This is a genomic window from Faecalibacterium sp. An77 (assembly GCF_002161315.1).
GTDB lineage: Bacteria > Bacillota > Clostridia > Oscillospirales > Ruminococcaceae > Faecalibacterium.
In genome coordinates this window covers 1-22,519 of the sequence record NZ_NFHK01000040.1, presented here as the reverse complement: position 1 = coordinate 22,519, position 22,519 = coordinate 1, and the positions used below count along the sequence as shown (strand labels likewise).

20 protein-coding genes, 1 tRNA gene and 2 riboswitches are annotated in these 22,519 nt (G+C 60.8%); of the genes, 5 read left to right on the top strand and 16 right to left on the bottom strand.

Features of this window, described 5'->3' with window-relative positions; genetic code table 11:
* Positions 1-149: 149 nt before the first annotated feature.
* The 6 genes from B5G28_RS11240 to B5G28_RS11220 form a co-directional block, all read right to left on the bottom strand.
* Positions 150-1,490: a radical SAM protein gene (locus tag B5G28_RS11240; protein ID WP_158099624.1), complete on the bottom strand. Its 1,341-nt coding sequence runs from the start codon at positions 1,488-1,490 to the stop codon at positions 150-152.
* Between the two features lie 203 nt (positions 1,491-1,693).
* Positions 1,694-1,885: a hypothetical protein gene (locus B5G28_RS11235; protein ID WP_087248842.1), complete on the bottom strand. Its 192-nt coding sequence runs from the start codon at positions 1,883-1,885 to the stop codon at positions 1,694-1,696.
* A gap of 197 nt (positions 1,886-2,082) precedes the next feature.
* Entirely contained in the window at positions 2,083-2,232 is a 150-nt protein-coding gene (locus B5G28_RS14735) for a hypothetical protein (RefSeq protein WP_158098232.1), read from the bottom strand.
* 154 nt (positions 2,233-2,386) lie between these two features.
* Complete coding sequence (locus tag B5G28_RS11230) at positions 2,387-2,824, bottom strand: S24/S26 family peptidase (RefSeq protein WP_158099623.1); 438 nt, start codon at positions 2,822-2,824, stop codon at positions 2,387-2,389.
* Positions 2,808-3,089, bottom strand: a complete 282-nt coding sequence (locus B5G28_RS11225; protein WP_087248838.1) for a PqqD family protein — start codon at positions 3,087-3,089, stop codon at positions 2,808-2,810. The genes B5G28_RS11230 and B5G28_RS11225 overlap by 17 nt, the downstream gene beginning before the upstream one ends.
* Positions 3,043-3,819 (bottom strand): hypothetical protein, encoded by a 777-nt coding sequence (locus tag B5G28_RS11220; protein ID WP_144265528.1) that lies wholly within the window; start codon positions 3,817-3,819, stop codon positions 3,043-3,045. The genes B5G28_RS11225 and B5G28_RS11220 overlap by 47 nt, the downstream gene beginning before the upstream one ends.
* Positions 3,820-4,215: 396 nt before the next feature.
* Between B5G28_RS11220 and B5G28_RS11215 the strand changes: the two genes are divergently transcribed.
* On the top strand, positions 4,216-5,679 hold the full coding sequence (locus B5G28_RS11215) for a class I adenylate-forming enzyme family protein (RefSeq protein WP_242967590.1): 1,464 nt from the start codon (positions 4,216-4,218) through the stop codon (positions 5,677-5,679).
* 231 nt (positions 5,680-5,910) lie between these two features.
* A riboswitch (NiCo riboswitch) is annotated at positions 5,911-6,009 on the top strand.
* A 119-nt stretch (positions 6,010-6,128) separates the two neighbouring features.
* Positions 6,129-7,052 (top strand): cation diffusion facilitator family transporter, encoded by a 924-nt coding sequence (locus B5G28_RS11210; protein ID WP_087248834.1) that lies wholly within the window; start codon positions 6,129-6,131, stop codon positions 7,050-7,052.
* Positions 7,053-7,147: 95 nt separating this feature from the next.
* On the opposite strand, the gene galE is transcribed toward B5G28_RS11210, so the two are convergent.
* From galE to B5G28_RS11180, 6 genes are all read right to left on the bottom strand, one after another.
* The gene (gene galE, locus B5G28_RS11205) at positions 7,148-8,173 is read right to left on the bottom strand and encodes a UDP-glucose 4-epimerase GalE (protein ID WP_087248832.1); all 1,026 of its coding nucleotides are present in this window, start codon (positions 8,171-8,173) and stop codon (positions 7,148-7,150) included.
* A 270-nt stretch (positions 8,174-8,443) separates the two neighbouring features.
* Positions 8,444-9,172, bottom strand: coding sequence for a hypothetical protein (locus tag B5G28_RS11200; RefSeq protein WP_087248830.1), 729 nt, complete (start codon positions 9,170-9,172; stop codon positions 8,444-8,446).
* A gap of 24 nt (positions 9,173-9,196) precedes the next feature.
* On the bottom strand, positions 9,197-10,261 hold the full coding sequence (locus B5G28_RS11195) for an aldose epimerase family protein (RefSeq protein WP_087248828.1): 1,065 nt from the start codon (positions 10,259-10,261) through the stop codon (positions 9,197-9,199).
* Between the two features lie 268 nt (positions 10,262-10,529).
* Entirely contained in the window at positions 10,530-12,614 is a 2,085-nt protein-coding gene (pbp4b, locus tag B5G28_RS11190; RefSeq protein ID WP_087248826.1) for a penicillin binding protein PBP4B, read from the bottom strand.
* A 314-nt stretch (positions 12,615-12,928) separates the two neighbouring features.
* Positions 12,929-13,270, bottom strand: coding sequence for a phenylpyruvate tautomerase MIF-related protein (locus B5G28_RS11185; protein ID WP_087248824.1), 342 nt, complete (start codon positions 13,268-13,270; stop codon positions 12,929-12,931).
* A 15-nt stretch (positions 13,271-13,285) separates the two neighbouring features.
* Entirely contained in the window at positions 13,286-13,762 is a 477-nt protein-coding gene (locus B5G28_RS11180) for a peroxiredoxin (protein ID WP_087248822.1), read from the bottom strand.
* Between the two features lie 202 nt (positions 13,763-13,964).
* Between B5G28_RS11180 and B5G28_RS11175 the strand changes: the two genes are divergently transcribed.
* The 3 genes from B5G28_RS11175 to mgtA all read left to right on the top strand — a co-directional run bounded on the left by B5G28_RS11175 (position 13,965) and on the right by mgtA (position 19,992).
* On the top strand, positions 13,965-15,317 hold the full coding sequence (locus tag B5G28_RS11175) for an MATE family efflux transporter (RefSeq protein ID WP_087248820.1): 1,353 nt from the start codon (positions 13,965-13,967) through the stop codon (positions 15,315-15,317).
* 167 nt (positions 15,318-15,484) lie between these two features.
* Complete coding sequence (locus tag B5G28_RS11170) at positions 15,485-16,834, top strand: MATE family efflux transporter (RefSeq protein WP_087248818.1); 1,350 nt, start codon at positions 15,485-15,487, stop codon at positions 16,832-16,834.
* A 58-nt stretch (positions 16,835-16,892) separates the two neighbouring features.
* Positions 16,893-17,053, top strand: a riboswitch (M-box (ykoK) riboswitch).
* 251 nt (positions 17,054-17,304) lie between these two features.
* A complete protein-coding gene (gene mgtA, locus B5G28_RS11165) occupies positions 17,305-19,992 on the top strand; it encodes a magnesium-translocating P-type ATPase (protein WP_242967591.1) in 2,688 nt (895 codons plus the stop codon).
* Between the two features lie 155 nt (positions 19,993-20,147).
* Here the strand turns inward: mgtA and B5G28_RS11160 are convergent, their stop codons facing one another.
* The 4 genes from B5G28_RS11160 to B5G28_RS11145 all read right to left on the bottom strand — a co-directional run bounded on the left by B5G28_RS11160 (position 20,148) and on the right by B5G28_RS11145 (position 22,041).
* Positions 20,148-20,594 (bottom strand): flavodoxin family protein, encoded by a 447-nt coding sequence (locus B5G28_RS11160; RefSeq protein WP_087248814.1) that lies wholly within the window; start codon positions 20,592-20,594, stop codon positions 20,148-20,150.
* Between the two features lie 16 nt (positions 20,595-20,610).
* Entirely contained in the window at positions 20,611-20,925 is a 315-nt protein-coding gene (locus tag B5G28_RS11155) for a TIGR04076 family protein (protein ID WP_087248812.1), read from the bottom strand.
* 142 nt (positions 20,926-21,067) lie between these two features.
* A tRNA-Arg gene (locus tag B5G28_RS11150) sits at positions 21,068-21,144 on the bottom strand.
* Positions 21,145-21,267: 123 nt separating this feature from the next.
* On the bottom strand, positions 21,268-22,041 hold the full coding sequence (locus tag B5G28_RS11145; protein WP_087248810.1) for a type III pantothenate kinase: 774 nt from the start codon (positions 22,039-22,041) through the stop codon (positions 21,268-21,270).
* Positions 22,042-22,519 lie beyond the last annotated feature (478 nt).

Genomic DNA, 22,519 nt, shown 5'->3' with positions numbered 1-22,519 from the left:
CTACCAGTTGCTTAAATTCCGGCGTGTAGCGTTTGTTCGGTATTCCTTTTGGCATAATAAAACACCCCACTTGTTATCCAGTATACCATACTGTCTAACAAATGGGGTGCAGTTCACTGGGAAGAAGCGGCGGTTTGACTTTTTAACAATCAGGCGGAACCGTAGGCGGCCTCGGCCTGATCGAGGGTTTGCCGAATGCGTTCAACGTAGCCCGACTTCCACAGCATACACATGATGCTGTCGCAGCCCATCAGGGAATGGCTGCCGTCCAAAAGGGCGGTTGCCCGGCAGCCGCCGCCGCATTTGTAGCGGTACGCACAGGCGGCGCATTCGGCATTGGCTGCAAACAAGTCCTTGATTCTTCCGTTGACAAACTGCATATAGTAGCTGTTGCTCAGTCCCTGCTTCAAACCGATGTCCTGTATTTTGGGGAAATTCTCCTGGTCCGGGCTGGATGTCATGGGCATACAGGGCAGCAGGCGGCCTTCCGGCGTGATATAGCAGGACATCCGCGCCGCGCCGCACATGTAACAGTTCAGGCACTTTTCCGTGCCGTCGTGGGCTTCTGCTACGATCTTGCCGGGCTGGTCCCGGCGCAGGACAACCATGTTGGCGAGGGTCAAATACTCAATGGGCTTGCCCGCCTGATAATACCAGGTAATATAGGGCAACATCGCCTCGATGAATTCCTGATTGGTCAGGGCGTTTCCTTCACTGTTGTGCTCCCACAGCGGTGTGGGGGCCACGTTGGACGCTTTTACATTCTGGACGCCCACGTCCCGCAGCGCTTCGATGGTCTGGGAAAATGTGTCCACATTGCCGCGGTGAATGCACATTTCCACATCGGTCAGGAACCCGCGCTCGTCACAGAGTTTCAGCGCCTGCAAAGCGGCGTCTTCTGCACCGGGCACACCCCGCATCCAATCATGCCAGCCCACACCATCAAAACTGATGGAAATACCCGGTTTGATGTTCCGGCGCTCCAATTCGTTCAGCACCTGTTCGTTCAGCAGCCAGCCATTGGTATAAATCGTTCCGATGGTCATTTTGTAGGAAAGAATCCGGTCCACCAGCTGCCAGAAATCCTTTCGGATCAGGGGCTCGCCGCCGGTGATATCCACTCGCAGTACCCCGCAGTCTGCCATTTGATCGATGAAATCGAAGGCTTGTTCGGTGGTGAGTTCGCCCAGTTTCCCGCAGGGGGCGTCCATGAAGCAGTGCCGGCAGCGGTAATTGCACCGCCCCGTGATGGACCAAAATATATTCCGTACATATCGGTTTTTGTAGAAGGTATAATATTGATCTTTATCCAGTGGCAGCGGGCACGCACACGGTTCGATGAGACCTTCTTCCTCGCACTGCTGCAGGGTCTTCCGCATGGCGTCGTTCAGAAAAGGGCTCAGTTCGGTTTGGCCATCGCAGAGCAGAAGCAGCTGAAACATTTCTTTGGAAAGCAGACGGGGCCAGTTTCCGGGGCGTTGGATCAGCATCCAGGGCGTTCCTTCCCAGCCCCGCAACACATATTCCGGTTTGAGTCTGTAGAGCATATGGCATTTTCTCCCCATAATTAAAAATCGACAAACAGATATCCGATACCTGTTTGTCGATCCTTACTTTGTCAGGCACTGAAATCATTCAGCTGCCATAACACCTCGGTACATGAATCGGTTTTATCCATGTTTATGATACGATGTTAGGACAGAGGAGGTTTCAGATTGCCGCCGGACATCTGCAGACCGCTGTGGCATTCGTGGCCATTCTCGCTGGACCAGACTACGCAGCCGTTGGTGCCGTCCAGGCCGCTGGTGGTGATGACGTCGCTGTTGTCAAAACAGATCACCTCAGCGGAGGCCTTTGCGTAAGGTGCTTTCATGGTGGAACGCATCGATGTACACTCTCCTTTCAAGATATAGAATGGAATTACTTGGAACGGGCCCGCAGCAGAATGCCGGTGGCTATCCCTGGGGAATGCCGCCGGTTCTGTTCCGGCTGCCATTGGGGATGAAACCGGTGGGATTCTTTCGTACGGAACCCGACCCGCCGCAAATCCCCTGGCGCTTGGATTCTAGGGGAAAGACGGATTTAGTGATTCTGGCTGTTGTTGCCTTTGCAGTTGCCCTTGCTTTGGCCGTGCAGGCAATCGCCGTCGTTGGTGCCGTCGAGCCCGCTGGTGGTGATGACGTCGCTGTTGTCAAACAGGACGATCTCAGCTGCTGCCTTTTCGTAATCCATAAAAATTCCTCCCCATTGAATCCGGTATTTTCTTTGCAGATGACAGTATATCGGATTTGGCGGGCACTGTCAATCGATAGCGCTGATTTGGTTCGAATTTGCGTGAAATTCTTTCGCTTTGGTTGGGAATTGTGCGGGGCGCGGGGGTTTCGGCTCAGCGGCGGAAGGAAAACGCCTTGCGGCGCACCCGTCCCGGCAGAGCCAGAAGCCAGAGCCGCGCGCGGCGCAGCTGCAGGGTTTTCAGATAGGACTGATAAGCCGGGCTCTGGCAGGAAACGTACTGCCCGCTCTCATCCGGGTAAAACCCGGCCATCACCCCGATGACCCACCCGGCCGGCACCATCTCGGGCCAGAGGCGGTTGTCTCCCAGGATGCGGTAGCCGTCCGGCTCCACCCGGATGACCCGATGGAGAACATACTCTCCGGTGGGCCGGCGGAACAGCGCCACATCCCAGCGCTTGAGCCGGGACGCCGGGGCCTGGATGACAACGGTGCTTTTCCGGTGATGGAGCAGCGGCTCCATGCTGTCGCCAACGGTCTGAAAAAAGCCCTGTCCCTCCTCGGCCAGGACCTGCTCAATGGTCTTTTGCATCGAAATCCAGGGCCATTGAGATGGTCTGCAAAAACTCCTGTACATCCTGGCGGGCGGTGGCCTCGTCCGGTCCGTCAAAGCGTTCCAGGGTCTTGGCCACCAGCAGGTCCTCGGTGGCGCCCTGTTCCAGCAGTTCCCAGTAGAATACGCCGGTGGAATTCAAACGGATCATCCCGTTGAAGCTCTCGCTGGCCTCGCCGATGGCGATGACCATGGATTCATCTCCCAGCCGGCGCAGCAGAAAGCCCGGTTTGGTCTTTATCATCTTGGTTCCTCCTCATGGTATCATAAGCCAACCGGGCTGCCTGGGGCTGCCGGTTGCATTGCAGCAGATAAAAGGGGATGGTGCGCACCATCTGGTCCAGCAGGACGAAAAACCGGTCCAGCCGGGGCTGGTCCCGGGGGACCAGCAGCTGATGGAACAGCCGCGGGGTGATCTCGGGGCCGGACAGGCGGCGGATGTGGTTCTCCGGGCTTTGCTCCAGAAAGCAGACCGCCCGCACCGGGCAGATGCAGTTGGAACCCATTCCTTCTTTGCCGTTCCAGGGGGTGCCGCAGGCGCACAGAACCCCATCCATGAACCGCAGAATGGGTTTGTCTCCGTTGATGACCTGGGCGTCGGGGCCGAATTGTTCCAGCCAGAGGCGGATGTGGGTGGTTTTGCCGGTGCCGCTGGGGGCACAAAAGACATAGGCGGCGCCGTCCACCGCCACCACGGCGCCATGGATCAGGAACGCGCCGTAATCCACCAGATGCAGGCAGATGGCGCGGTAAAGACAGAGGCTCTCACAGTAGCCCCAGAAACGGGAATCTTTTTCGGCACCGGCGGGGGAGTCGGACCGGCCGGGGCCGGCCTCCCGGATCAGATCCTGGTCCGATGCGCAGACGGTGAACAGGGGAGTGTCCTGGGTGATGTAGCCGGCGCAAAGCCGGCGAATGTAGGAATAGCGATGTTCGATGCCGATGGGGATGCCGGCCATCCGGACGCAAAACACAGACTCTCTCCCTTTCCTGCGGGGCCGGAGGTGTTCAAACAGCCCCTCCACAGATCTCTCTCAAGTAAGATGAATTCCTATTACAGTATATAATATATAAGATGCTTCGTCAATAAAATTGTGCGGTTAAAAACAGAAAATGTATGGCGCAGAGTAGAATTTGCGCTGGGTGCCGCCCGGACCTTGACAGCGGGGCCGGGGCGTGGTATCCTGTCCTTGCTGACTTGTAATACAGGTATACAGTTTTGGAGCGGCGCAGGCCGCCCCGGAACGCCGATTGGATCTGAAAAGCCGGTTTTGGCTGCTGCGGCAGCCTGGGCCGGAACAGGATTTGTCTCAGCCTGCCGGGCCAGGCCCGGCCCGGGCTGCCATCCACAACAGAAAGGACAAAGCGCCATGTTTACTCTCCCTGTCTTTACCATTGACCAGCTGGTTCACCGGATGGAGACCGAATACCCCGACCGGATCGCCATGCGCTATTACGACGACGCCAAAGAGGGCGTCCAGGAGGTTACTTACCGCCAGTACGCCCACGATATCCGCTGCATTGCAGGGGAGCTGGAAGCGACCCTGTCGGACCCTGTGGGGAAGAAAGTCTGCATTCTGGCTGCCAACAGCTACCACTATGCGGCCAGCATTTTCGGCACCGTTCTGGCGGGGGCCGCGGTGGTGCCTCTGAACCTGCAGAAGAGCTGGGACGACATCCACTATGAGCTGGATCTGGTGGAGGCAGCCGCCGTTCTCCACGACGGGAAATATCTGGACCGGGAGCCCGCGCTGGGCGAGGTGTACGCCGACAAGCTGCTGCCCATCACCGGGTATCAGAAGTACCAGCCCTCGGAGGGCCGGGTCTGCCAGGATCGGGAGGCCCTGATGGCCATTATGTTCACCTCGGGCACCACCGGCCGCAGCAAGGGCGTCATGCTCAGCCAGAAAAACCTCTTTGCACCCATGCCCGCCTACTGCGATCCCTTCAACGTGATGCTGGCGGAGATGGGTGTGGACCACTATGACTTCAACCACTTCACCGTCCTGCCCATGTTCCATATTGCGGCCTTTACCAGTCTGGTGTCCTGGGCCATCATGGGCATGGCCCACAACCTGTGCACCGACCTGCGGAACTTCTACCGCGACCTGTCCCTGATGCCCTGCGACACCATGGCGGCTGTGCCGGTGCTGCTGCAGTCCATCCATCGGGATGTGATGCGGGGCCGGAAGGACCGTCTGGGTAAGCTGCGTACCCTGACCTGCGGCGCTGCCGCCTGCACCCCCCAGATGATGCTGGACCTGATGCACAACGGCTTTTTCATCATGCAGATGTACGGCCTGACCGAGACCAGCGGCGACGGCACCTGGAACAACGACCAGAGCGAAAAGCACATCTCCTCGGTGGGCATGGGGGATGAGCCCATCTGCCAGTACTCCATTCAGGATGGGGAGCTGTGCATCAAGGGCGACCCTGTCATGATGGGCTACTACAAGGAGCCCGAGCTCACCGCCGAGGTGCTGGTGGACGGCTGGTTCCACACCGGCGACCTGGTGCGGAAGGACGAGGAAGGCTACTACTACATCACCGGCCGGAAAAAGAACCTGATTATCCTGGCCAGCGGCGAGAACGTCAGCCCCGAGGAGCTGGAGAAGCTGCTGTCCGCCTGCACCGACGTGCAGGAGTGCATCGTCAAGGAGAAGGACGGCAAAATCTGCGCCGAGGTCTACTGCCCGGCAGAGGCTCAGGACGCCGTGCGGGCCCACATCACCGAGGTGAACCGCACCCTGCCCCTGTACAAGCGGATGACCCTGGTGGAGTTCCGCAGCGAGCCCTTCGCCCGCAACGCCACCGGCAAGCTGGTCCGCGGCTGATGCAGAGGACGAAAACCGTTTCCTTTCAATAAACACAAGGCAGGCCGCCCCCCAAAGGGCGGCCTGCTTTTTTGCCGGATGCCATGCGAGAAAAAGGATGTGCGGGACAAAAAATGAAAGTATACGTCGGACAGTGGATTTTTGCCTTGACAAACCGGCATCCCGCAGATATAATCAGAGCATTCCTCTTTGCACTGCATTACATCCGGCCCCCGGCCGGGTGCGAGATCAACAGTACAAACTGAGCAGGCGATGAACCGACAAGGTCATGGGGCCGGGCCGCCGTGTGCGGCAGCAGATGAAGTGTGTTATGACATCTGTGGGACAGTTGTATGTTCCACAGGTGTCTTTTTCTTTTTTCACAGGTGGAACAAACGTATCTCGGCGATGTGCTCATAAGAGAAAAATTCACTGTCATTCAACGCAAACATGTACAGGAGGGTTCTTTTATGACAACCAACAACCGCCAGCAGACCACCACCGCCGTCAGCCTGAATGAAAAGGCCGTCATCCGCAAACTGTCGCTGTGCAGCATCCTGGGCAACACGGTGTTGTCGGGGTTCAAGCTGTTCGCCGGCGTGACGGGCCATTCCGGCGCCATGATTTCGGATGCCATCCACTCCTTTTCGGATGTGCTCACCACCTTCATCGCCTGGTTTGGCGTGAAAATTTCCAAGAAGGCCCCCGACCGGGACCATCCCTATGGCCATGAGCGGCTGGAATGCGTGGCCTCGCTGGTACTGGGGGCAGTGCTCCTCATCACCGGCCTGAGGGTGGGCAAAAACGGCCTGGAAACCATTGCCTCGGGGCAGTATGAGACCCTGGCGGCGCCGGGGATGATCGCCCTGGTGGCCGCGGTGCTGTCCATTGTGGGCAAGGAGGCCATGTACTGGTATACCCGCTACTATGCCAAACTGATCCATTCCTCCGCCTTTATGGCGGACGCCTGGCATCACCGGTCGGATGCTTTTTCTTCGATAGGCTCCCTGATCGGCATTGCAGGGGCACGGCTGGGCTTCCCGGTGCTGGACTCGGTGGCCAGCGTGGTGATCTGCCTGTTTATCATCAAGGTGGCCTATGACATCATGAAAGATGCCGTGGTGAAGATGCTGGACACCTCCTGCGGCGAGGAATACGAGAGCAAAATCATCGACTTTGTCTCGGCCCAGGAGGGCGTGGTGGGGGTGGACCAGCTCCGCACCCGGATGTTCGGCAGCAAGGTCTACATTGACCTGGAAATCGCCATGGACGGCGGCGAAACCCTGAGCCAGTCCCATCAGGTGGCCGAGCGGATTCACGACCAGCTGGAGAGCCAGTTCACCGACATCAAGCACATTATGATCCACGTCAACCCGGCGGAAGAATCCGCCTGACGCCCTGGAACATCCCATAAAAATCAGAAACGCCCCCGCTGCATGGTCTGCGCAGCGGGGGCGTTTGCTTTATGGAAGAGGGATGGGGGAAACTTTTACTTCACGGTGTGGTAGCCGTCGGGGTTGTTGCTCTGCCAGTTCCAGCTGTCGGCGCACATCTCCTCGATGCCGTACTCAGCCACCCAGCCCAGCTCACGCTTGGCCTTGGAGGGATCGGCGTAGCACTCGGCGATGTCGCCGGCGCGGCGGGGCTCGATGACGTAGGGCAGGGTCTTGCCGCAGGCCTTCTCAAAGGCATGGAGGACTTCCAGCACGCTGTAGCCCTTGCCGGTGCCCAGGTTGCAGATGAAGAGGCCGCACTTGGTCTCCAGCTTGCGGATGGCGCAGACATGGCCGCGGGCCAGGTCCACCACGTGGATGTAATCCCGCACGCCGGTGCCGTCGGGAGTGGGGTAGTCGTTGCCGAAGACGTGGACCTTCTCCAGCTTGCCCACGGCCACCTTGGCGATGTAGGGCATCAGGTTGTTGGGGATGCCGTTGGGGTCCTCGCCGATCAGGCCGGACTTGTGGGCGCCGATGGGGTTGAAGTACCGCAGGACGGCCACGTTCAGGCTGGGATCTGCCTTGCAGACGTCGGCCAGAATCCGCTCGGTGAACACCTTGGTGGTGCCGTAGGGGTTGGTGGTGGCGCCGACGGGGAAGTCCTCGGTGATGGGGACGGTGGCGGGATCGCCGTAGACGGTGGCCGAGGAGCTGAACACAAAGTTGTGGCAGTCATGGCGGCGCATCACGTCCAGGATGGTGAGGGTGCAGTTCAGGTTGTTGGAGTAATACTCAATGGGCTTCTGGACACTCTCGCCCACGGCCTTGTAGGCCGCGAACTGGATGACGGCGGTGATGTCCGGGCATTCGGTGAAAATGTGCTCGACCTGCTCGGGGTTGGTCATGTCCGCCTCAAAGAAGCGGAAGTCCTTGCCGGTGATCTGTTTGATGCGGTCCAGCACGACGGGGCAGGAGTTGTAGAAGTTGTCTGCCACCACAATGTCGTAGCCTGCGTTCAGCAGCTCAATGCAGGTGTGGCTGCCGATGTAGCCGGCGCCGCCCGATACCAAAATTGCCATAACAAAACCTTCCTCTCGATCGACTCTGTGGATATTGCCTGCCTGGGCAAGCGCCCCGGCTCTTCTTGATTACAGGATACCGCAGACGCCGCCCGGAATCAAGGGGCGGTGCGCTTATATACATGTAATTTTGTTGCGCGTTGCAAAAACGGAGGATGGGCCCACGCGATTTTTGATGCGGCCCCGATGAAGAATCAGACCACCGGATTCCTGCGCCCGGGCACACAAAACCAGGCCCCCCGGCAGGGAGCCTGGCTTTGGGATGTCCGGTTATGCGGTGGCGACGGAGGATGTACTCCCATCGCAGTACTGGCCGCTGTAGTCGATGACCATGCTGTCGAAGTGCTGCCAGTCGGTCTCCACCAGGGTGTAGGTGTCGTCCTCCAGCTTGAGCTGCAGCACCACCGACTGTTCGGGGCCATAGCCCATCTCGGGCAGCAGGGCCCGGATGCCGTCCAGCACCGAGGCGGCATAGTCGTCCTCCAGGGCCTCGTAGTCGGCGTCGGACATGGCGTCCAGGGCCTCCTGGGAGTAGATGCCGTGGCGGTCCAGGGCGGCGGCCCAGAGGCTGGCCGCGTCGTTCTGGCTGGTGTAGCGGACCAGGATGTCCATGGGCTGGACGGTGACGGTCACCGTATAGCTGCCATCGTCCAGCTTGCTGGCGGCGCCCACCTGGTACTTGCTGAGGGCGTAAATATCCCGGATAAGGGCCACCGCCCGTTCGGCGGAGGCGTCGGTGGGATAGATGCCAAAGTAGTCCATCAGGATTTCTGCTTCCGCCGTGGTGTTCCAGACGTAATTCTGTTCCTCGGCTTCCTCGGCGGTAATGCCGATCAGATCCAGATAATCCTGATTGTACTGGCCCAGATAGCAGGCATCCAGATCGCCCTGGATGTAGGTCCTGGCCTGGTCGGGGGTGACGTCGCCGCAGGCGGCCAGCACAAAGACCAGGGCCGCGGCCATCAGAACGGATGCGAGGCGGTGGATGGTGCGGGTCATAGAAACCTCCTCAGAAAGCGGCTTTCAGATCACGCCGCACTGTTTGCCGGTGAAAAAGCGGAGGGTGTTGGACACCCGGAATACCTTGCCGGCCCGCAGCACCGTGGAGGGGAACTCCGGGTGGGAGGGGCTGCAGGGGAAGTGTTCGGTTTCCAGGGCGAAGCCGTCGTATTTCTGCATGGGATGCAGGCCCTTGCCGGGGCTGGGGCAGTCCTGGAGATAGTTGCCGGTGTAGAGATGGACGCCGGGCTGGGTGGTGTAGACCTTCATGCTGATGCTGCTCTCATCGCAGGTAGCCCAGGCACAGATGCTCTGGCGGGCGCCGGCCCGGGGCCGGTCGATGACAAAGCAGTGGTCGTAGCCGCCGCCCACAATGCGGGTCTGGTCGCTGCCGGGGTTCAGGTCCCGGCCGATGGCCTTGCCCTTGGTGAAGTCCATGGGGGTGCCGGCCACCGGCAGAATGCGGCCGGTGGGGCAGGTCTCCTCGTTGCTCTCCAGATAGGTGGAGGCGAACAGCTTGAGCCGCTGGTTGAGGACCGAGCCCCCGCCGTTGAGGTTGAAATAGGTGTGGTTGGTCAGGTTGACAATTGTGTCGGCGTCGGAGGACACCCGGTAATCCATCCGGAAGGCATTGTCCGGGGTGAGAGTGTAGCGGACGGCAATCTTCATGTTGCCGGGGAAGCCGTCCTCCCCGTCGGGGCTTTCGGCCTCCAGCAGCAGGGTGTCGCCGAAGGCTTTCACCTCATAGGACTTGCGGGCAAAGCAGCCGTGGAGATGGTTGCGGCCGTTGTTGGCTTCCAGCTGGTAGGTTTTGCCGTTGAGGGTGAAGGCCGCCCCTTCGATCCGGTTGGCGTAGCGGCCCACAAAGGCGCCGCAGTAGGTGGCGGTGTCCAGCTCGTATTCCTGCATGGTGTCGTGGCCCAGGACCACGTCCACCGGGCCGCGCTTGGCCGGGACGATGATGTTTTTGATGATCGCCCCATAGTCCAGCACGCTGACCGTCAAGCCGCCGGGATTGGAGAGAATGTACTCGTTGACGGGGGTTCCGCTGTGGGTGAAACCAAAAAGCCTTGTTTCGATCTTGGCCATTGTGTCTGCCTCCTTCTGCCGGTATGCGGGCGGACACACAGAACACACCGCACCGGCCAAATTGGACCTGGTACAAAAAATGATCCTTTTCTCTATGATTATATCACAAATTTCAGACATTTGCAGGGAAATCTTTTGTGTTGTGAATATAAATTTTCGGGAGTTCTTTGTGGAATATAACCGAGACGGCAGAGCGCAGAAAACCGCTTAAACAAAGACGCCGCCCCGAAAAATCGGGGCGGCAGAGCGAAAGGAGGTATGGAGGAGTTTAGAGCCGTTCGCGGAGCGCGGCCAGTTCGTCGGCATCGCGGACGGGATCAAGCAGCTGCAGAGCGTCGCGGGCGTAAGTGCGGGGAGCCGGACGGAAGGTCTGTCCGGCCCGGTCGGCCAGCACTTCCAGCATGGCGTAGGCCGACTGGACGCGGGGATGGGAGGCGCTGGTGGCGGTGGGCTCGTCCTTCACCAGTTTGAAGTGTTCGGCGGTCATGTCGGCCAGCAGAGCGTCCAGAGCGGCGTCGGGGGAACCGGCCCGGTTCTTGAGGCCCTGGTACAGCAGCTGGGCCACAAAGCCCAGGGTGGAGGCGGTGTACCAGTTGCCGTCGAACTGGTTGGGGTTGACGGCGGGGTCGGTGACGGGGGAGTTGATCTTGTTGGTGAGGTAAATCACCACCAGCCGCTCGGCGGGATCGATGAGGGAGAGGGTGCCGGTCCAGCCCTGGTGGCCCACCGTGCCGGAGGAGGACTGGGTGCCGAAGTACCAGGCGCGGGCCAGGTCGGCTTCACGCCACCAGCCCAGGCCCCAGTTGGCCGCCGACTCAATCTTGGGCGCGGTGAAGGTGTCCAGCACGTTGCGGCTGAACAGGCGGTGGTTGCCGTAGCCGCCGTCCAGCATGGCCGAGGCCAGCACCGCCAGATCGGAGGCGTTGGCAAAGAGGCCGGCATGGCCCGACACGCCGCCCATGGCGTAGTAGGCTTTCTCGTCGTGGACCTCGCCCTGAAGGGTGTAGGTGCGGACGCCGGTGAAGGAGATGGCGCCGTCGCGGGTGTTGCCGTTCAGCTCGGTGGCGGCGCAGTCGTTGGGGCTGAAACCGTGGTTCAAGGGCTGGTAAGTAATGTGGGTCAGGCCCATGGGCTGCCAGAAGTGGGCCGACAGGAAATCATCCAGACGGCTGCCGGTGACCTGCTCGATGACAAAGTCCAGCAGCATATAGTCCACGTCCGAGTAGAGGGTCTTGGTGCCGGGCTGGTACATCAGCGGGGTCTTGCAGATGGATTCCAGGGTGCGGCGGCGGGTGGCGTCGTCCCCGGCCGAGCCGGAATACAGGACGTTGGGCACCCCGGGCGCGGCCTTCTGGGTGGTCTGGTCAAAGGCATCGTTGTGATACTGGGGATCGGCGGGGAAGCCGGCCTGATGCCGCAGCACGTCCCGGATGGTCAACTGGGATTTCCACTGCTTGACGGTGGCCAGGCCGGGGTTTTCGTAGCCGTTGAAGGTGATGTCGATGGTGCTGTCCACAAAGGCGCTGCCCAGCAGGTCGGCGATCCGGGCATCCAGGCTGATCTGGTTGTTGGTGACCAGATACTGCAGCGCGTAGTTCACCGAATACATCTTGGTGTTGGAGGCCAGGTCGTAGAGGGTGTCGTTGGTGACAGCGGGGCTGTCGGTCTTGGGGGTGCCGTCGGGGTTGTAGGCGTTGACAGTGCCCCAGGCGTTCCGGTAGATCATCCGGCCGTCCTTGATGACCGCCATCTGGGCGCTGGTGAAGCCGTGGGCCACATCCGCCGCCACAATGGCGTCGATGGCGTTCAGAACCGAGGTGCTGAGGCCCACGTCGGAGGGCTTGCCCTCGATGACGGTGGGATAGGGGATGGAGATCTGGACCGTCTGGCCGGCGGGCTGGATGCAGCTCACCTGGAGGGTGTTGAGGCCGTTGACGGTGAGGCCCGAGATATCCACCGCCCACACGCCGCCGCCCGCCATCCGGCTGGTGTCCACGCTGTGGTTGTTGACGAAGAAGGCGAAGCTGGTGACTCCGGCGGCGGGGCAGACGTACAGGGTGCCCTGGCCGCTGTAGCCAAAGAAGGTGTACATTCCGTTCATGGCCAGGGTATCGTCCACATACCCGGCCCAGTCGGGGAAGGTGGGCTGGGCCTGCCAGCTGCCGGCCGGGAGGCTGGCGGCGGTGACGGAGGCTTTGGAGGAGAACAGGCAGTTTTCCTCTGCGGTTTCGGCGGGGGCCGGTGCGGCGGTACCGGCTGCGGCTGCGGCGGGGAGGGCGGCGCTGCTGGCCAGGGCGGCAGCCCCGGCGGCGACCGATGCTTTGAGGAAGTTGCGGCGGCTGATCTGTGTCATAACAAGTTCCTTCTTTCCAAGCTGGTGTAAACGGCGACCGAAATAAAACGCCAGGCGGCAGAGCGCCGCGGCGGATGAGATGGCTACACTGTAATGCGAAAGAACAGAATTGTCAATAAAACTCGAACAAACGGAAACGTTGTTTCATAAAACCCTGAAATGTAGAATAATTGCCCAATAGTTATAGAACAAATGGACAAAAACAGGGATGGGTATACAATATTCCGGGAATCGGAGGGCAAAAGAAAAACCCGCCCTTGCCGCCCGGCGGGGCGGAAAGAGCGGGGAAGCGGGCCGGCATGGGCGGGGGCGTGTCAGAAATTCTGGCCGTTCCAGCCCCAGTCGCTCACCGGATGATAGGTGACATAGACCGCCTGGGCGGGGATGCCCAGCTGGTCGGAAAGAATCCGGCTGAGCTGGCCGGTCATCTTGTCGTAGTCGGCGGGGGAGGCGGAGCCGTAGAGACTCACGGCGATATAGGCCCCCTGGTCCAGCTTGCGGCCGCCCAGCCAGAGGTCGCAGCGGTCCTGAATGGAAACCATCAGATAGGTTTCGGTCTTGTGCAGGGTGGTGATGGCCTGGCCAAAGGCGGCCTTGAGGGATTCCCGGCGGTCGGCCGGGACGGGCAGGGTGGTGCGCAGGTCAATGAAAGGCATGGCGGGTCCTCCTTGTCAGCCGTTGGCGGCGTCCAGGGCATCCAGGGCGGCCAGAACGTCGGCGGCGTTGGTGTCGGGTTTGACTTTGGGCATGGCCTTGAGGATGGTGCCGTCCTCCCCGATGAGGTAGGTGGAGCGGACGGTGCCCATGCTCACCTTGCCGTACTGCTTTTTCTCCTTCCAGACGTCGTACAGCTCCAGGACGGCGTGGTCGGGGTCGGACAGCAGCAGGAAGGGCAGCTCGTATTTGGCGGCAAACTTCTGGTGGGATGCGGCGGAGTCCTTGCTGACGCCGATGACCACCACGCCCCGCTGCTGGAATACGCCATAGGATGCGGCGAAGGCGCAGGCCTGGCGGGTGCAGCCGGGGGTGTTGTCCCGGGGATAGAAATACAGCACCACCTTCTTGCCCCGGAAGTCGGACAGGTGGTGGACCTGGCCCTCGGCGTCGGGCAGGGCGAAGTCGGGTGCGAGGGTGTTTTCACTGAGCATGAGAGATGCCTCCTTTTGTGTGGATGATGCCTTCAGGATACCATATTTAGGGGCTGGGAGCAAGCCTTTGGGGCAGGGGACGGGCTGCCTCTTGACGGCCTGACGGCGGCGCGTTATACTGTCCCGGGCGGGGGCTGCAGCGGCGCAGCCTCCGCATGAAAAAGGACGAGAAAAAGAACCAAACAAAAGGAGAATTCATATTATGCCATCTGGAGAAAAGAACCTGACGGAAGGGCCGCTGGCGCGACAGATTCTGGTCTTCAGCGTGCCGTTGGTCCTGTCCAACCTGCTGCAGGCCCTGTTCAATATGTCGGATATCGCCGTAGTGGGACGGTTCGCCGGTTCCCAGGCTCTGGGCTCGGTGGGTTCCACCACCATCTTCGTCACCCTCATCACCGGTTTCCTCATCGGTCTGGGCGGCGGCGTCAACGTGCTGGTGGCCCGGTTCTACGGCGCCGGCAACACCCGGGATGTGGAGAAATCGGTCCATTCCTCCCTGCTGGTCTGTCTGGCCGCCGGCATCCTGATGCTGCTGATCGGCGTGGTGTTCTCGCCGGCGCTGCTGCGGCTTCTGGGCACCAAGCCCGACCTGCTGGAGGGAGCCATCCTCTATCTGCGGATTTATTTCCTGGGCATGCCCGCCATGGCCATCTATAACTTTGGCAACGGCGTGTTCAGCGCGGTGGGCAACACCCGCAAACCCCTGATTTACCTGTCCATTTCGGGCGCACTGAACGTGGTGCTCAACCTGTTCTTTGTCATTGTCTGCCAGATGAGCGTGGCGGGCGTGGCCCTGGCCAGTATCCTGACCCAGTACCTCTCGGCGGGCCTGATTCTGCGGGCGCTGGCCCGCACCGAAAGCTGCTACGGCATCCGCCGGGATCAGCTTCGCCTGGACCCCGCCATGACCCGCAGCATTCTGGGCCTGGGCGTTCCCGCCGGCTGCCAGAACGCCATTTTTGCCCTGGCCAACCTCTTCATTCAGGCCGGCATCAACACCTTTGACACGGTGGTGGTCAGCGGCAACTCGGCCGCCGCCAACGCCGACCCCCTGGTCTACGACGTGATGGCCGCCTTCTACACCGCCTGTTCCAGCTTTATGAGCCAGAACTACGGCGCCGGCAAGCGGAACCGGGTCAAGCGGAGCTATTTCATCTCCCTGGGCTATTCCTTCGGCATCGGCGCGGTGCTGGGCCTGTCCCTGGTGTTCTTTGGCCGGACCTTCCTGGCCCTCTTTACCACCGAACAGGCGGTCATCGAGGCCGGTATGCAGCGCCTGGTGATTATGGGCTTGTGCTACCCGGTGTCGGCCTTTATGGACTGCACCATCGCCGCCTCCCGCGGCCTGGGCCGTACCATCGTCCCCACCATCATTGTGATTATGGGCTCCTGCGTGTTCCGTGTGGCATGGGTGTACACCATCTTTGCCTACTTCGGCACCCTCCAGTCCCTCTATCTGCTGTTTGTCTGCTCCTGGAGCATCACAGCCATCGCCGAGATCATCTACTTCGCCTGGGCCTACAAGGAACAGATGAAGATCTACGACCCGGCATAAATTTCATTCCATCATCGACAGGAGACGCTCCGGACGGGGCGTCTCCTTTTTTGCTGGAGCGGACCCCGGGGAGGACCCGCATCTTGACAGGCCGGGAATTTGGGTGTTTACTAGAATAAAGTATTGCCTGAAGGAGGGGCGGCCGTCATGGATGCGGCCGGATGTGTATGGAAAAGAATCTGACGACGGGCAGCGTATTCCGCAACATTGTGGGATTTTCGCTGCCCTATTTGCTGGCCTATTTTTTGCAGACCCTGTACGGCATGGCCGACCTGTTCATCACCGGCCAGTTCAGCGGCACGGCGGACATCACGGCGGTGTCCATCGGCAGCCAGGTGATGCACATGATCACCGTCATGATTGTGGGCCTGGCCATGGGCACCACCATCGCCATCGGCCGGGCGGTGGGTGGACAGGAGAGGGAAAAGGCCTCCCTGGCCATCGGCAACAGCGTCACCCTGTTTATGGGATTGTCGGTGGTGCTGACGGCGGTGCTGCTGGCCCTGGTGCGGCCCATTGTGGCGGTGATGTCCACCCCCGCCGAGGCGGTGGAGGGAACGGTGCAGTATCTCACCATCTGCTTTATTGGCATTCCCTTCATCACCGCCTATAACATCATCAGCTCGATTTTCCGGGGGCTGGGAGACTCCAAGAGCCCCATGAAATTTGTGGCGGTGGCCTGCGCGGCCAATATCCTGCTGGACTATCTGTTCATCGGCGGGATGCACCTGGGCCCGGCGGGCGCGGCTCTGGGCACCACTCTGTCCCAGACCCTCAGCGTGGTGGTGTCCCTGGTGATGGTGACCCGCCAGAAAACCGCCCTCACCCTGGGGAAAGCCAGCTTCCGCCCCCGAAAGGACGTGCTGGGCTCCATCCTGCGGGTGGGCGTGCCGGTGGCCCTGCAGGACGGGTTCATCCAGATTTCCTTTCTGCTGATTACCGTCATCGCCAACAGCCGCGGTCTGGACGACGCGGCCGCCGTGGGCATTGTGGAAAAGGTCATCAGCTTTGTGTTCCTGGTGCCCAGCTCGATGCTGTCCACCGTATCGGCCCTGGCGGCCCAGAACATCGGCGCCGGCAAATACGACCGGGCCGCCCAGACCCTCCGGTATGCGGTGGGGATGTGCCTGGGCTTTGGGCTGGTGGTGGGCATTGTGGTGCAGTTCACCGCCGGAAACATTGTGGCCCTCTTTGACAGCACCCCCGGGGTGGTGGCCGCCGGCAGCCAGTACATCCGGGGCTATATCTGGGACTGTATGTTCGCCGGGGTGCACTTCAGCTTCAGCGGGTATTTCTGCGCCTATGGCCGGTCGGGGGTGTCCTTCCTCCACAACGCCCTGTCCATTGTGCTGATCCGCATTCCGGGGGCCTATCTCATGTCCCTGCTGTTCCCGGAAACGCTGCTGCCCATGGGCTGCGCCGCCGCGGCCGGCTCGCTGCTGTCGGTGGTGGTCTGTTTGATTGCGATGGCCTGGCTGCGGCGCAAAGGCGCCCTGGACCGGCCGGCGGCGGTGTGAAGGTTCACAAAATCCTCAAACAAATCGGGTTGACATTCCCGGGAGGCTGTGATACAGTGTAGGCGTTTGATAGGTAAGGCTCCTACAGGGATATGGGCTGCTGCCGCAAAACGGTGGAGACACCGTGCGCAGGTCTGAACAGGATGCGTCGCAACAAGGCGCATCATAATGCAGCTACACCGCCCTGCAGAGCTAAAGCTCAGGCGAACGTATGTGTGTTTTTTGCCCGCTTGTCCTGTCGGACGAGCGGGATTTTGTTTTTTGGTCCAGAAAGGCAGGTGGATGCAATGGACCCCAGCAGTAGACGAAGGCGGGCAGACCACAGACAGCACAGCCATTGGAGAGGGTACAGGCATCCCGGCCTGATGCCTTGATTCCGTGCGCTCTGTGCGTCCGTGATCTGCCGGAAACGGTGGAGACGGGCGCTTTTTTGCGCCCTTCTCCCGGGAAAGGAGGATCACATCATGATGATGAAATGGATCAAAGCATATGCCGCGGCGCAGAACACCGCCGCCAAGCTGTCGGATGCACGTCTGCGGGAGGCTGCGGCCTGCACCGAACAGGAACTGATGGAAAAGCTGGGCACTGCCCCGGCCGGCCTGACCGAGGAACAGGCCGAGGCCGCCCGGGAAACCTTTGGGGCCAACCGTCTGGCCCGGGTCAAGCGCAAGAGCGGTCCCCGGCGGCTGCTGGAGGCCTTCGCCGATCCGTTCTCGCTGGTGCTGCTGCTGTTGGCGGTGGTGTCGGCCCTGACGGATGTGGTGTTTGCCCCGCCGGCAGAGCGGAGCTATACCACGGTGGTCATCATCACCGTCATGGTGGTGGTGTCGGGGGTGCTGCGGTTTGTCCAGGAGACCCGCAGCAGCAACGTGGCCGAAAAGCTCACCGCCATGATTCACACCACCGCCTGCATGGAGCGGGAGGGCGTGCGGGCCGAGCGCCCCATGGAGGAGATCGTGGTGGGGGATATCATCCATCTGTCGGCCGGGGATATGATCCCGGCGGACCTGCGGATTCTCAGCGCCAAGGATCTGTTTTTGAGCCAGTCGGCCCTCACCGGCGAGAGCGAGCCGGTGGAAAAGTGGGGCGAGCCCGACAGCCGGGACCTGCCCCTGACCGAGCTGCCCTGCCTGGTCTTTCAGGGCAGCACCGTGGTCAGCGGCAGCGCCCGCGCGGTGGCGGTGGCCGTGGGCGGCAATACCATGTTCGGCGCCATCGCCCGGACCCTGAGCGACAAGCCCCCCAAGACCGCCTTTGACAAGGGCATCGGCTCGGTATCCCGGCTGCTGATCCGGTTTATGGCGGTGATGGCCCCGGTGGTCCTGCTGCTGAACGGCTTCACCAAGGGCAGCTGGATGGAGGCTCTGCTGTTCGCCATCTCGGTGGCGGTGGGCCTGACCCCTGAGATGCTGCCCATGATCGTCACCACCTCTCTGGCCAAGGGCGCCCTGGCCATGAGCAAGCAGAAGGTCATCATCAAGAACCTGAACGCCATCCAGAACCTGGGCTCGGTGGACATCCTCTGCACCGACAAGACCGGCACCCTGACCCAGGACAAGGTGGTGCTGGAAATGCACCTGGACATCGACGGCCGGCCCAACGACCGGGTTCTGCGCCACGCCTTTTTGAACAGCTGGTTTCAGACCGGGCTGAAAAACCTGATCGACCTGGCGGTCATCGAAAAGCAGCAGGAGCTGGGGGCCGAAACCCTGGTCCAGACCTACCGCAAGGTGGACGAGGTGCCCTTTGACTTTGAGCGCCGCCGGATGAGCGTGGTGGTCTGCGATACCGCCGGCAAGACCCAGATGGTCACCAAGGGCGCAGTGGAGGAGATGCTGTCCTGCTGCGCCTGGGCCGAACGGGACGGCCAGCCTCTGCCCCTGACCGATGACCTGCGCCGCCAGGTGCTGGCTCAGGCCGACCGGATGAACGCCCAGGGAATGCGGGTGATTGCGGTGGCCCAGAAGAGCAATCCCGCCCCGGTGGGCCAGTTCTCCACCGCCGATGAGTGCGATATGGTGCTGATCGGTTTCCTGGCCTTCCTGGACCCGCCCAAGGCCACTGCGGCCGCCGCCATTGAGGCCCTGAACAACTACGGCGTTCAGGTCAAGATCCTCACCGGCGACAACGAAAAGGTCACCTGCGCCATCTGCGGCCAGGTGGGCCTGCCGGCTGACCGGGTGCTGCTGGGCAGCGAGATGGACGCCCTCAGCGACGAGGAACTGGCCCGCCGCGCCGAGGCGGTGTCGGTGTTCGCCAAGCTGTCCCCGGCCCAGAAGGCCCGCATCATCCAGCTGCTGCGGAAAAACGGCCACTGCGTGGGCTATATGGGGGACGGCATCAACGATGCCGCCGCCCTGCGGGCCGCGGATGTCAGCATCTCGGTGGACACCGCCGTGGATATCGCCAAGGAGTCGGCCTCCATTGTCCTGCTGGACAAGGACCTGATGGTGCTGGAGCAGGGCCTCATCGAGGGCCGCAAGACCTACGCCAACATGATGAAGTACATCAAGATGACCGTCTCCTCCAACTTCGGCAACATGCTGTCGGTGCTGGCAGCCAGCGCATTCCTGCCCTTCCTGCCCATGACCGCCCTCCAGCTGATTCTGCTGAACCTAGTGTACGACCTGTCCTGCACCGCCATTTCCTGGGACAACGTGGACGAGGACTATCTCCGGGCCCCTTGCCGCTGGGATGCCGGCGGCATCGGCCGGTTCATGTTCTGGAACGGCCCGGTAAGCTCGGTGTTTGACATCCTCACCTTCCTGCTGATGTACTTTGTGTTCTGCCCGGCCTCCGCCGGCGGCAAGCTGTACACCCAGCTCACCGACCCCGCCGCCAAAGACGCCTGGGCCGCCCTGTTCCAGACCGGCTGGTTTGTGGCCTCCATGTGGACCCAGACCATCGTCATCCACATGATCCGCACCCCCAAGCTGCCCCTGATCCAGAGCCGCGCCTCGGCCCCGCTCACCGCCCTGACGCTGGCGGGCATCGGCGTGGTGACCGCGCTGCCCTTTACGCCCCTGGCCCCGGCTCTGGGCCTGACCGCTCTGCCTGCGGGCTACTTCGCCGCCCTGGCGGGGATTGTGGCGGGCTATATCCTGCTGGAAAGCCTGGCCAAGAAGCACTACATCCGCCGGTATCACAACTGGCTGTAATCTGAAAAAGGAACACACCATGGAACACCCGACACAACCCGGCGGCCGCGATGGAATACCATCGGGCCGCGAGGTTCCCTCACAACGAAAAAATCCGCTGTTTCCGCCGGATGCCGGCAGGGAACATGCGGATTTTTTGTTGTCTGTGTTTTGGGTTATTCCCGGGTGATCTGCTGGAAGAAGGCCCGGGCCCGGTCCAGATCCTGGGCGTTGGGATGGCCCTTGGCCAGGCCGCCCACCAGCTTGAAGGGGCCGAAGGTGTCATAGCCCTTGCAGCCGAATTCTCCCGCCACGGTGCAGCCCCGCTCAGCGGCAAGGGCCCGCAGGGCCTTGGAGCCGGAGCCCTTGGCGCCGCCGTAGGTGCAGACGAAAAAGACCTTTTTGTTTTGGGGGAGGTACTGCCGGGCGAATTCCACCACGGCCTTGTGGTATTCAAACCCGTAAATCCCCGAGGCGAACCCGATGCAGTCGTAGTCCTCCAGATGGACGGCCTGCCGGGTCCGCACGTCCACCAGGTCGGCGGCGCCCTCCCGGGCCATGGCCTGCACCACCTGCAGGGTGTTGCCGTGGTGGAACGAAAGATAACAGATTGCGGTTTTCATGGCGTTCTCCTTTGGGTCACCGGGCGTCCTGGTCCAGGGCCTCGATCAAAAAGCTCACCGGCCGGAAGCCGTCGTTGCAGGAAATCATGGCCGAACGGGGATTCTTCATCCAGCCGTCGTAGAAGTTCTGGCCGCCGTGGCTCAGAGCCAGCACAAAGGGGGACATGGTGTCCCAGGCGCTCTGACACAGGCCCTCCGGCTTTTCCCAGCCGTTGGCGATGAACACCTGGCCCGGCGTCAGGTCGCAGGCGTGAAGGATGGGGTTCTCATAGGCGGCAATGAGGTCGTCGTACCGCGCCATCCGCATGACGGTGATTCTGCATTGTTTCATGGCGGTTCCTCCTGTGGGGTGTGTGCCTATTGTAGCACACCGCCGCCTGAGAGGAAAGGGGAAGGGCGCTTGCTGAACGCGATATGGATTTCAAGACAAAAAGAAAAACACCCGGCAACCTTTTTGAGGATGCAGGGTGTTTTGGTGCGGCCGGGGGGATTCGAACCTCTGGCCTTTGGAGTCGGAGTCCAACGCTCTATCCAGCTGAGCTACGACCGCACATGAGCTGATGAAACCATCAGCATCAAAGAGTATACCATACTTTGGAGCAAAATGCAAATGGAATTTTTGGCGGGAACGGTCGACGGAACCGCCCTGCATTCTATTATATATAGGATGAAGTCAGCCCTTGCGGTTCCGCAGCCAGATGCGGTACAGGCCGTCGGACACCAGGTTCTCCCGGTAGAGGATGGAGGTGCGGCAGGCCTTGCGGAGGTTGGCGGGCAGGTTGCCGGTGGCATAGAAACGGGTCTCGGGGCCCAGTTCGGCCCGGAAGCGGTCGGCCAGACCGTCCAGCAGGCAGGCGGTGCCCAGCAGCAGACCGGCCTGGAGGCAGGCGGAAGTGTTCTTGCCCAGCACCGAGGCGGGAGCCGGGGCGGTGAGATCCACCTGGGGCAGCTGGGCGGTGTTCTGGACCAGGCTGGTCATGGAGAGTTGGGGACCGGGCAGGATGACGCCGCCCACCAGTTCCTTCTGGGCGTTGACCGCCATAATGGACAGGGCGGTGTCCGAGAAGATCACCGCCATGGGGGCCGGGCCTTCGGCCATGGCCGCCACCACGCCGCACAGCAGTTCGGCGCCCAGCTGGGCGGGCTGATCCAGACGGAGCTTGAGGCCGCTTTTCAGGCCGGGGCCCACCGTCATGATCCGCACCGAGGTGAGCATCCGCAGGGCGGCAATGACCTTCCCGGTGAGAGCCGGTACCACGCTGGCCAGAATGACCCCCTCAATCTGCTGGGGGTCGGCGTGGTGCAGGGTGAGAAGGTGGATCAGACGGATGGCGTATTCATCCGATGTGGCAGAAGCGGCAGACAGTTTCCCGGAGAAATGCAGGACGCCTCCTGCATAGGCGGCGACGGTGATATGGGTGTTGCCGATGTTGACGGTCAGAATCATGGCAGGCCTCTCTTATGACTTCCTATATATAATAGATAAGAACCTGCCTCTATTGTACGACGAGACAGGCAAAATCGCAAGTGAAAATAAAATCCTGAAAAAAGTTGAAAAAAGGGGTTGACAAAAAGAGGGAAAGGTAGTACTATATGTGAGCGCCCTGACGGGGCGGCCCACAAAGCGAAAAGAACTGAAAAACACTTCGAAAAAAGTGCTTGACAAGTTCGAAACGCTGTGGTAAAATAAACAGGTCGCCAGCCGAGAGGCTGAGCGGACAGGACCTTGAAAATTGAACAATATCGAATACTTGTAACGGAACCTTTAAAGTGTTGGAAACACTTAAAATTCCAAAAAGTAATTCATACAGGACGCAAGCGATTGCGTGCTGAGGATTGGATTTAAACACTGTTAAAGTGATTAAATATCATTTTATAAAGAGTTTGATCCTGGCTCAGGACGAACGCTGGCGGCGCGCCTAACA

Bases quoted from the DNA above. Each gene is read 5' to 3' on its own strand.
- pbp4b (WP_087248826.1), bottom strand. From the start codon at position 12,614: ATGACACAGATCAGCCGCCGCAACTTCCTCAAAGCATCGGTCGCCGCC.
- B5G28_RS11145 (WP_087248810.1), bottom strand. From the start codon at position 22,041: ATGATTCTGACCGTCAACATCGGCAACACCCATATCACCGTCGCCGCC.
- B5G28_RS11210 (WP_087248834.1), top strand. From the start codon at position 6,129: ATGACAACCAACAACCGCCAGCAGACCACCACCGCCGTCAGCCTGAAT.
- B5G28_RS11215 (WP_242967590.1), top strand. From the start codon at position 4,216: ATGTTTACTCTCCCTGTCTTTACCATTGACCAGCTGGTTCACCGGATG.
- B5G28_RS11185 (WP_087248824.1), bottom strand. From the start codon at position 13,270: ATGCCTTTCATTGACCTGCGCACCACCCTGCCCGTCCCGGCCGACCGC.
- B5G28_RS11200 (WP_087248830.1), bottom strand. From the start codon at position 9,172: ATGACCCGCACCATCCACCGCCTCGCATCCGTTCTGATGGCCGCGGCC.
- B5G28_RS11225 (WP_087248838.1), bottom strand. From the start codon at position 3,089: ATGATAAAGACCAAACCGGGCTTTCTGCTGCGCCGGCTGGGAGATGAA.
- B5G28_RS11170 (WP_087248818.1), top strand. From the start codon at position 15,485: ATGGAAAAGAATCTGACGACGGGCAGCGTATTCCGCAACATTGTGGGA.
- mgtA (WP_242967591.1), top strand. From the start codon at position 17,305: ATGAAATGGATCAAAGCATATGCCGCGGCGCAGAACACCGCCGCCAAG.
- B5G28_RS11230 (WP_158099623.1), bottom strand. From the start codon at position 2,824: ATGCAAAAGACCATTGAGCAGGTCCTGGCCGAGGAGGGACAGGGCTTT.
- B5G28_RS11160 (WP_087248814.1), bottom strand. From the start codon at position 20,594: ATGAAAACCGCAATCTGTTATCTTTCGTTCCACCACGGCAACACCCTG.
- B5G28_RS11235 (WP_087248842.1), bottom strand. From the start codon at position 1,885: ATGCGTTCCACCATGAAAGCACCTTACGCAAAGGCCTCCGCTGAGGTG.
- galE (WP_087248832.1), bottom strand. From the start codon at position 8,173: ATGGCAATTTTGGTATCGGGCGGCGCCGGCTACATCGGCAGCCACACC.
- B5G28_RS14735 (WP_158098232.1), bottom strand. From the start codon at position 2,232: ATGGATTACGAAAAGGCAGCAGCTGAGATCGTCCTGTTTGACAACAGC.
- B5G28_RS11180 (WP_087248822.1), bottom strand. From the start codon at position 13,762: ATGCTCAGTGAAAACACCCTCGCACCCGACTTCGCCCTGCCCGACGCC.
- B5G28_RS11175 (WP_087248820.1), top strand. From the start codon at position 13,965: ATGCCATCTGGAGAAAAGAACCTGACGGAAGGGCCGCTGGCGCGACAG.
- B5G28_RS11240 (WP_158099624.1), bottom strand. From the start codon at position 1,490: ATGCTGATCCAACGCCCCGGAAACTGGCCCCGTCTGCTTTCCAAAGAA.
- B5G28_RS11155 (WP_087248812.1), bottom strand. From the start codon at position 20,925: ATGAAACAATGCAGAATCACCGTCATGCGGATGGCGCGGTACGACGAC.
- B5G28_RS11195 (WP_087248828.1), bottom strand. From the start codon at position 10,261: ATGGCCAAGATCGAAACAAGGCTTTTTGGTTTCACCCACAGCGGAACC.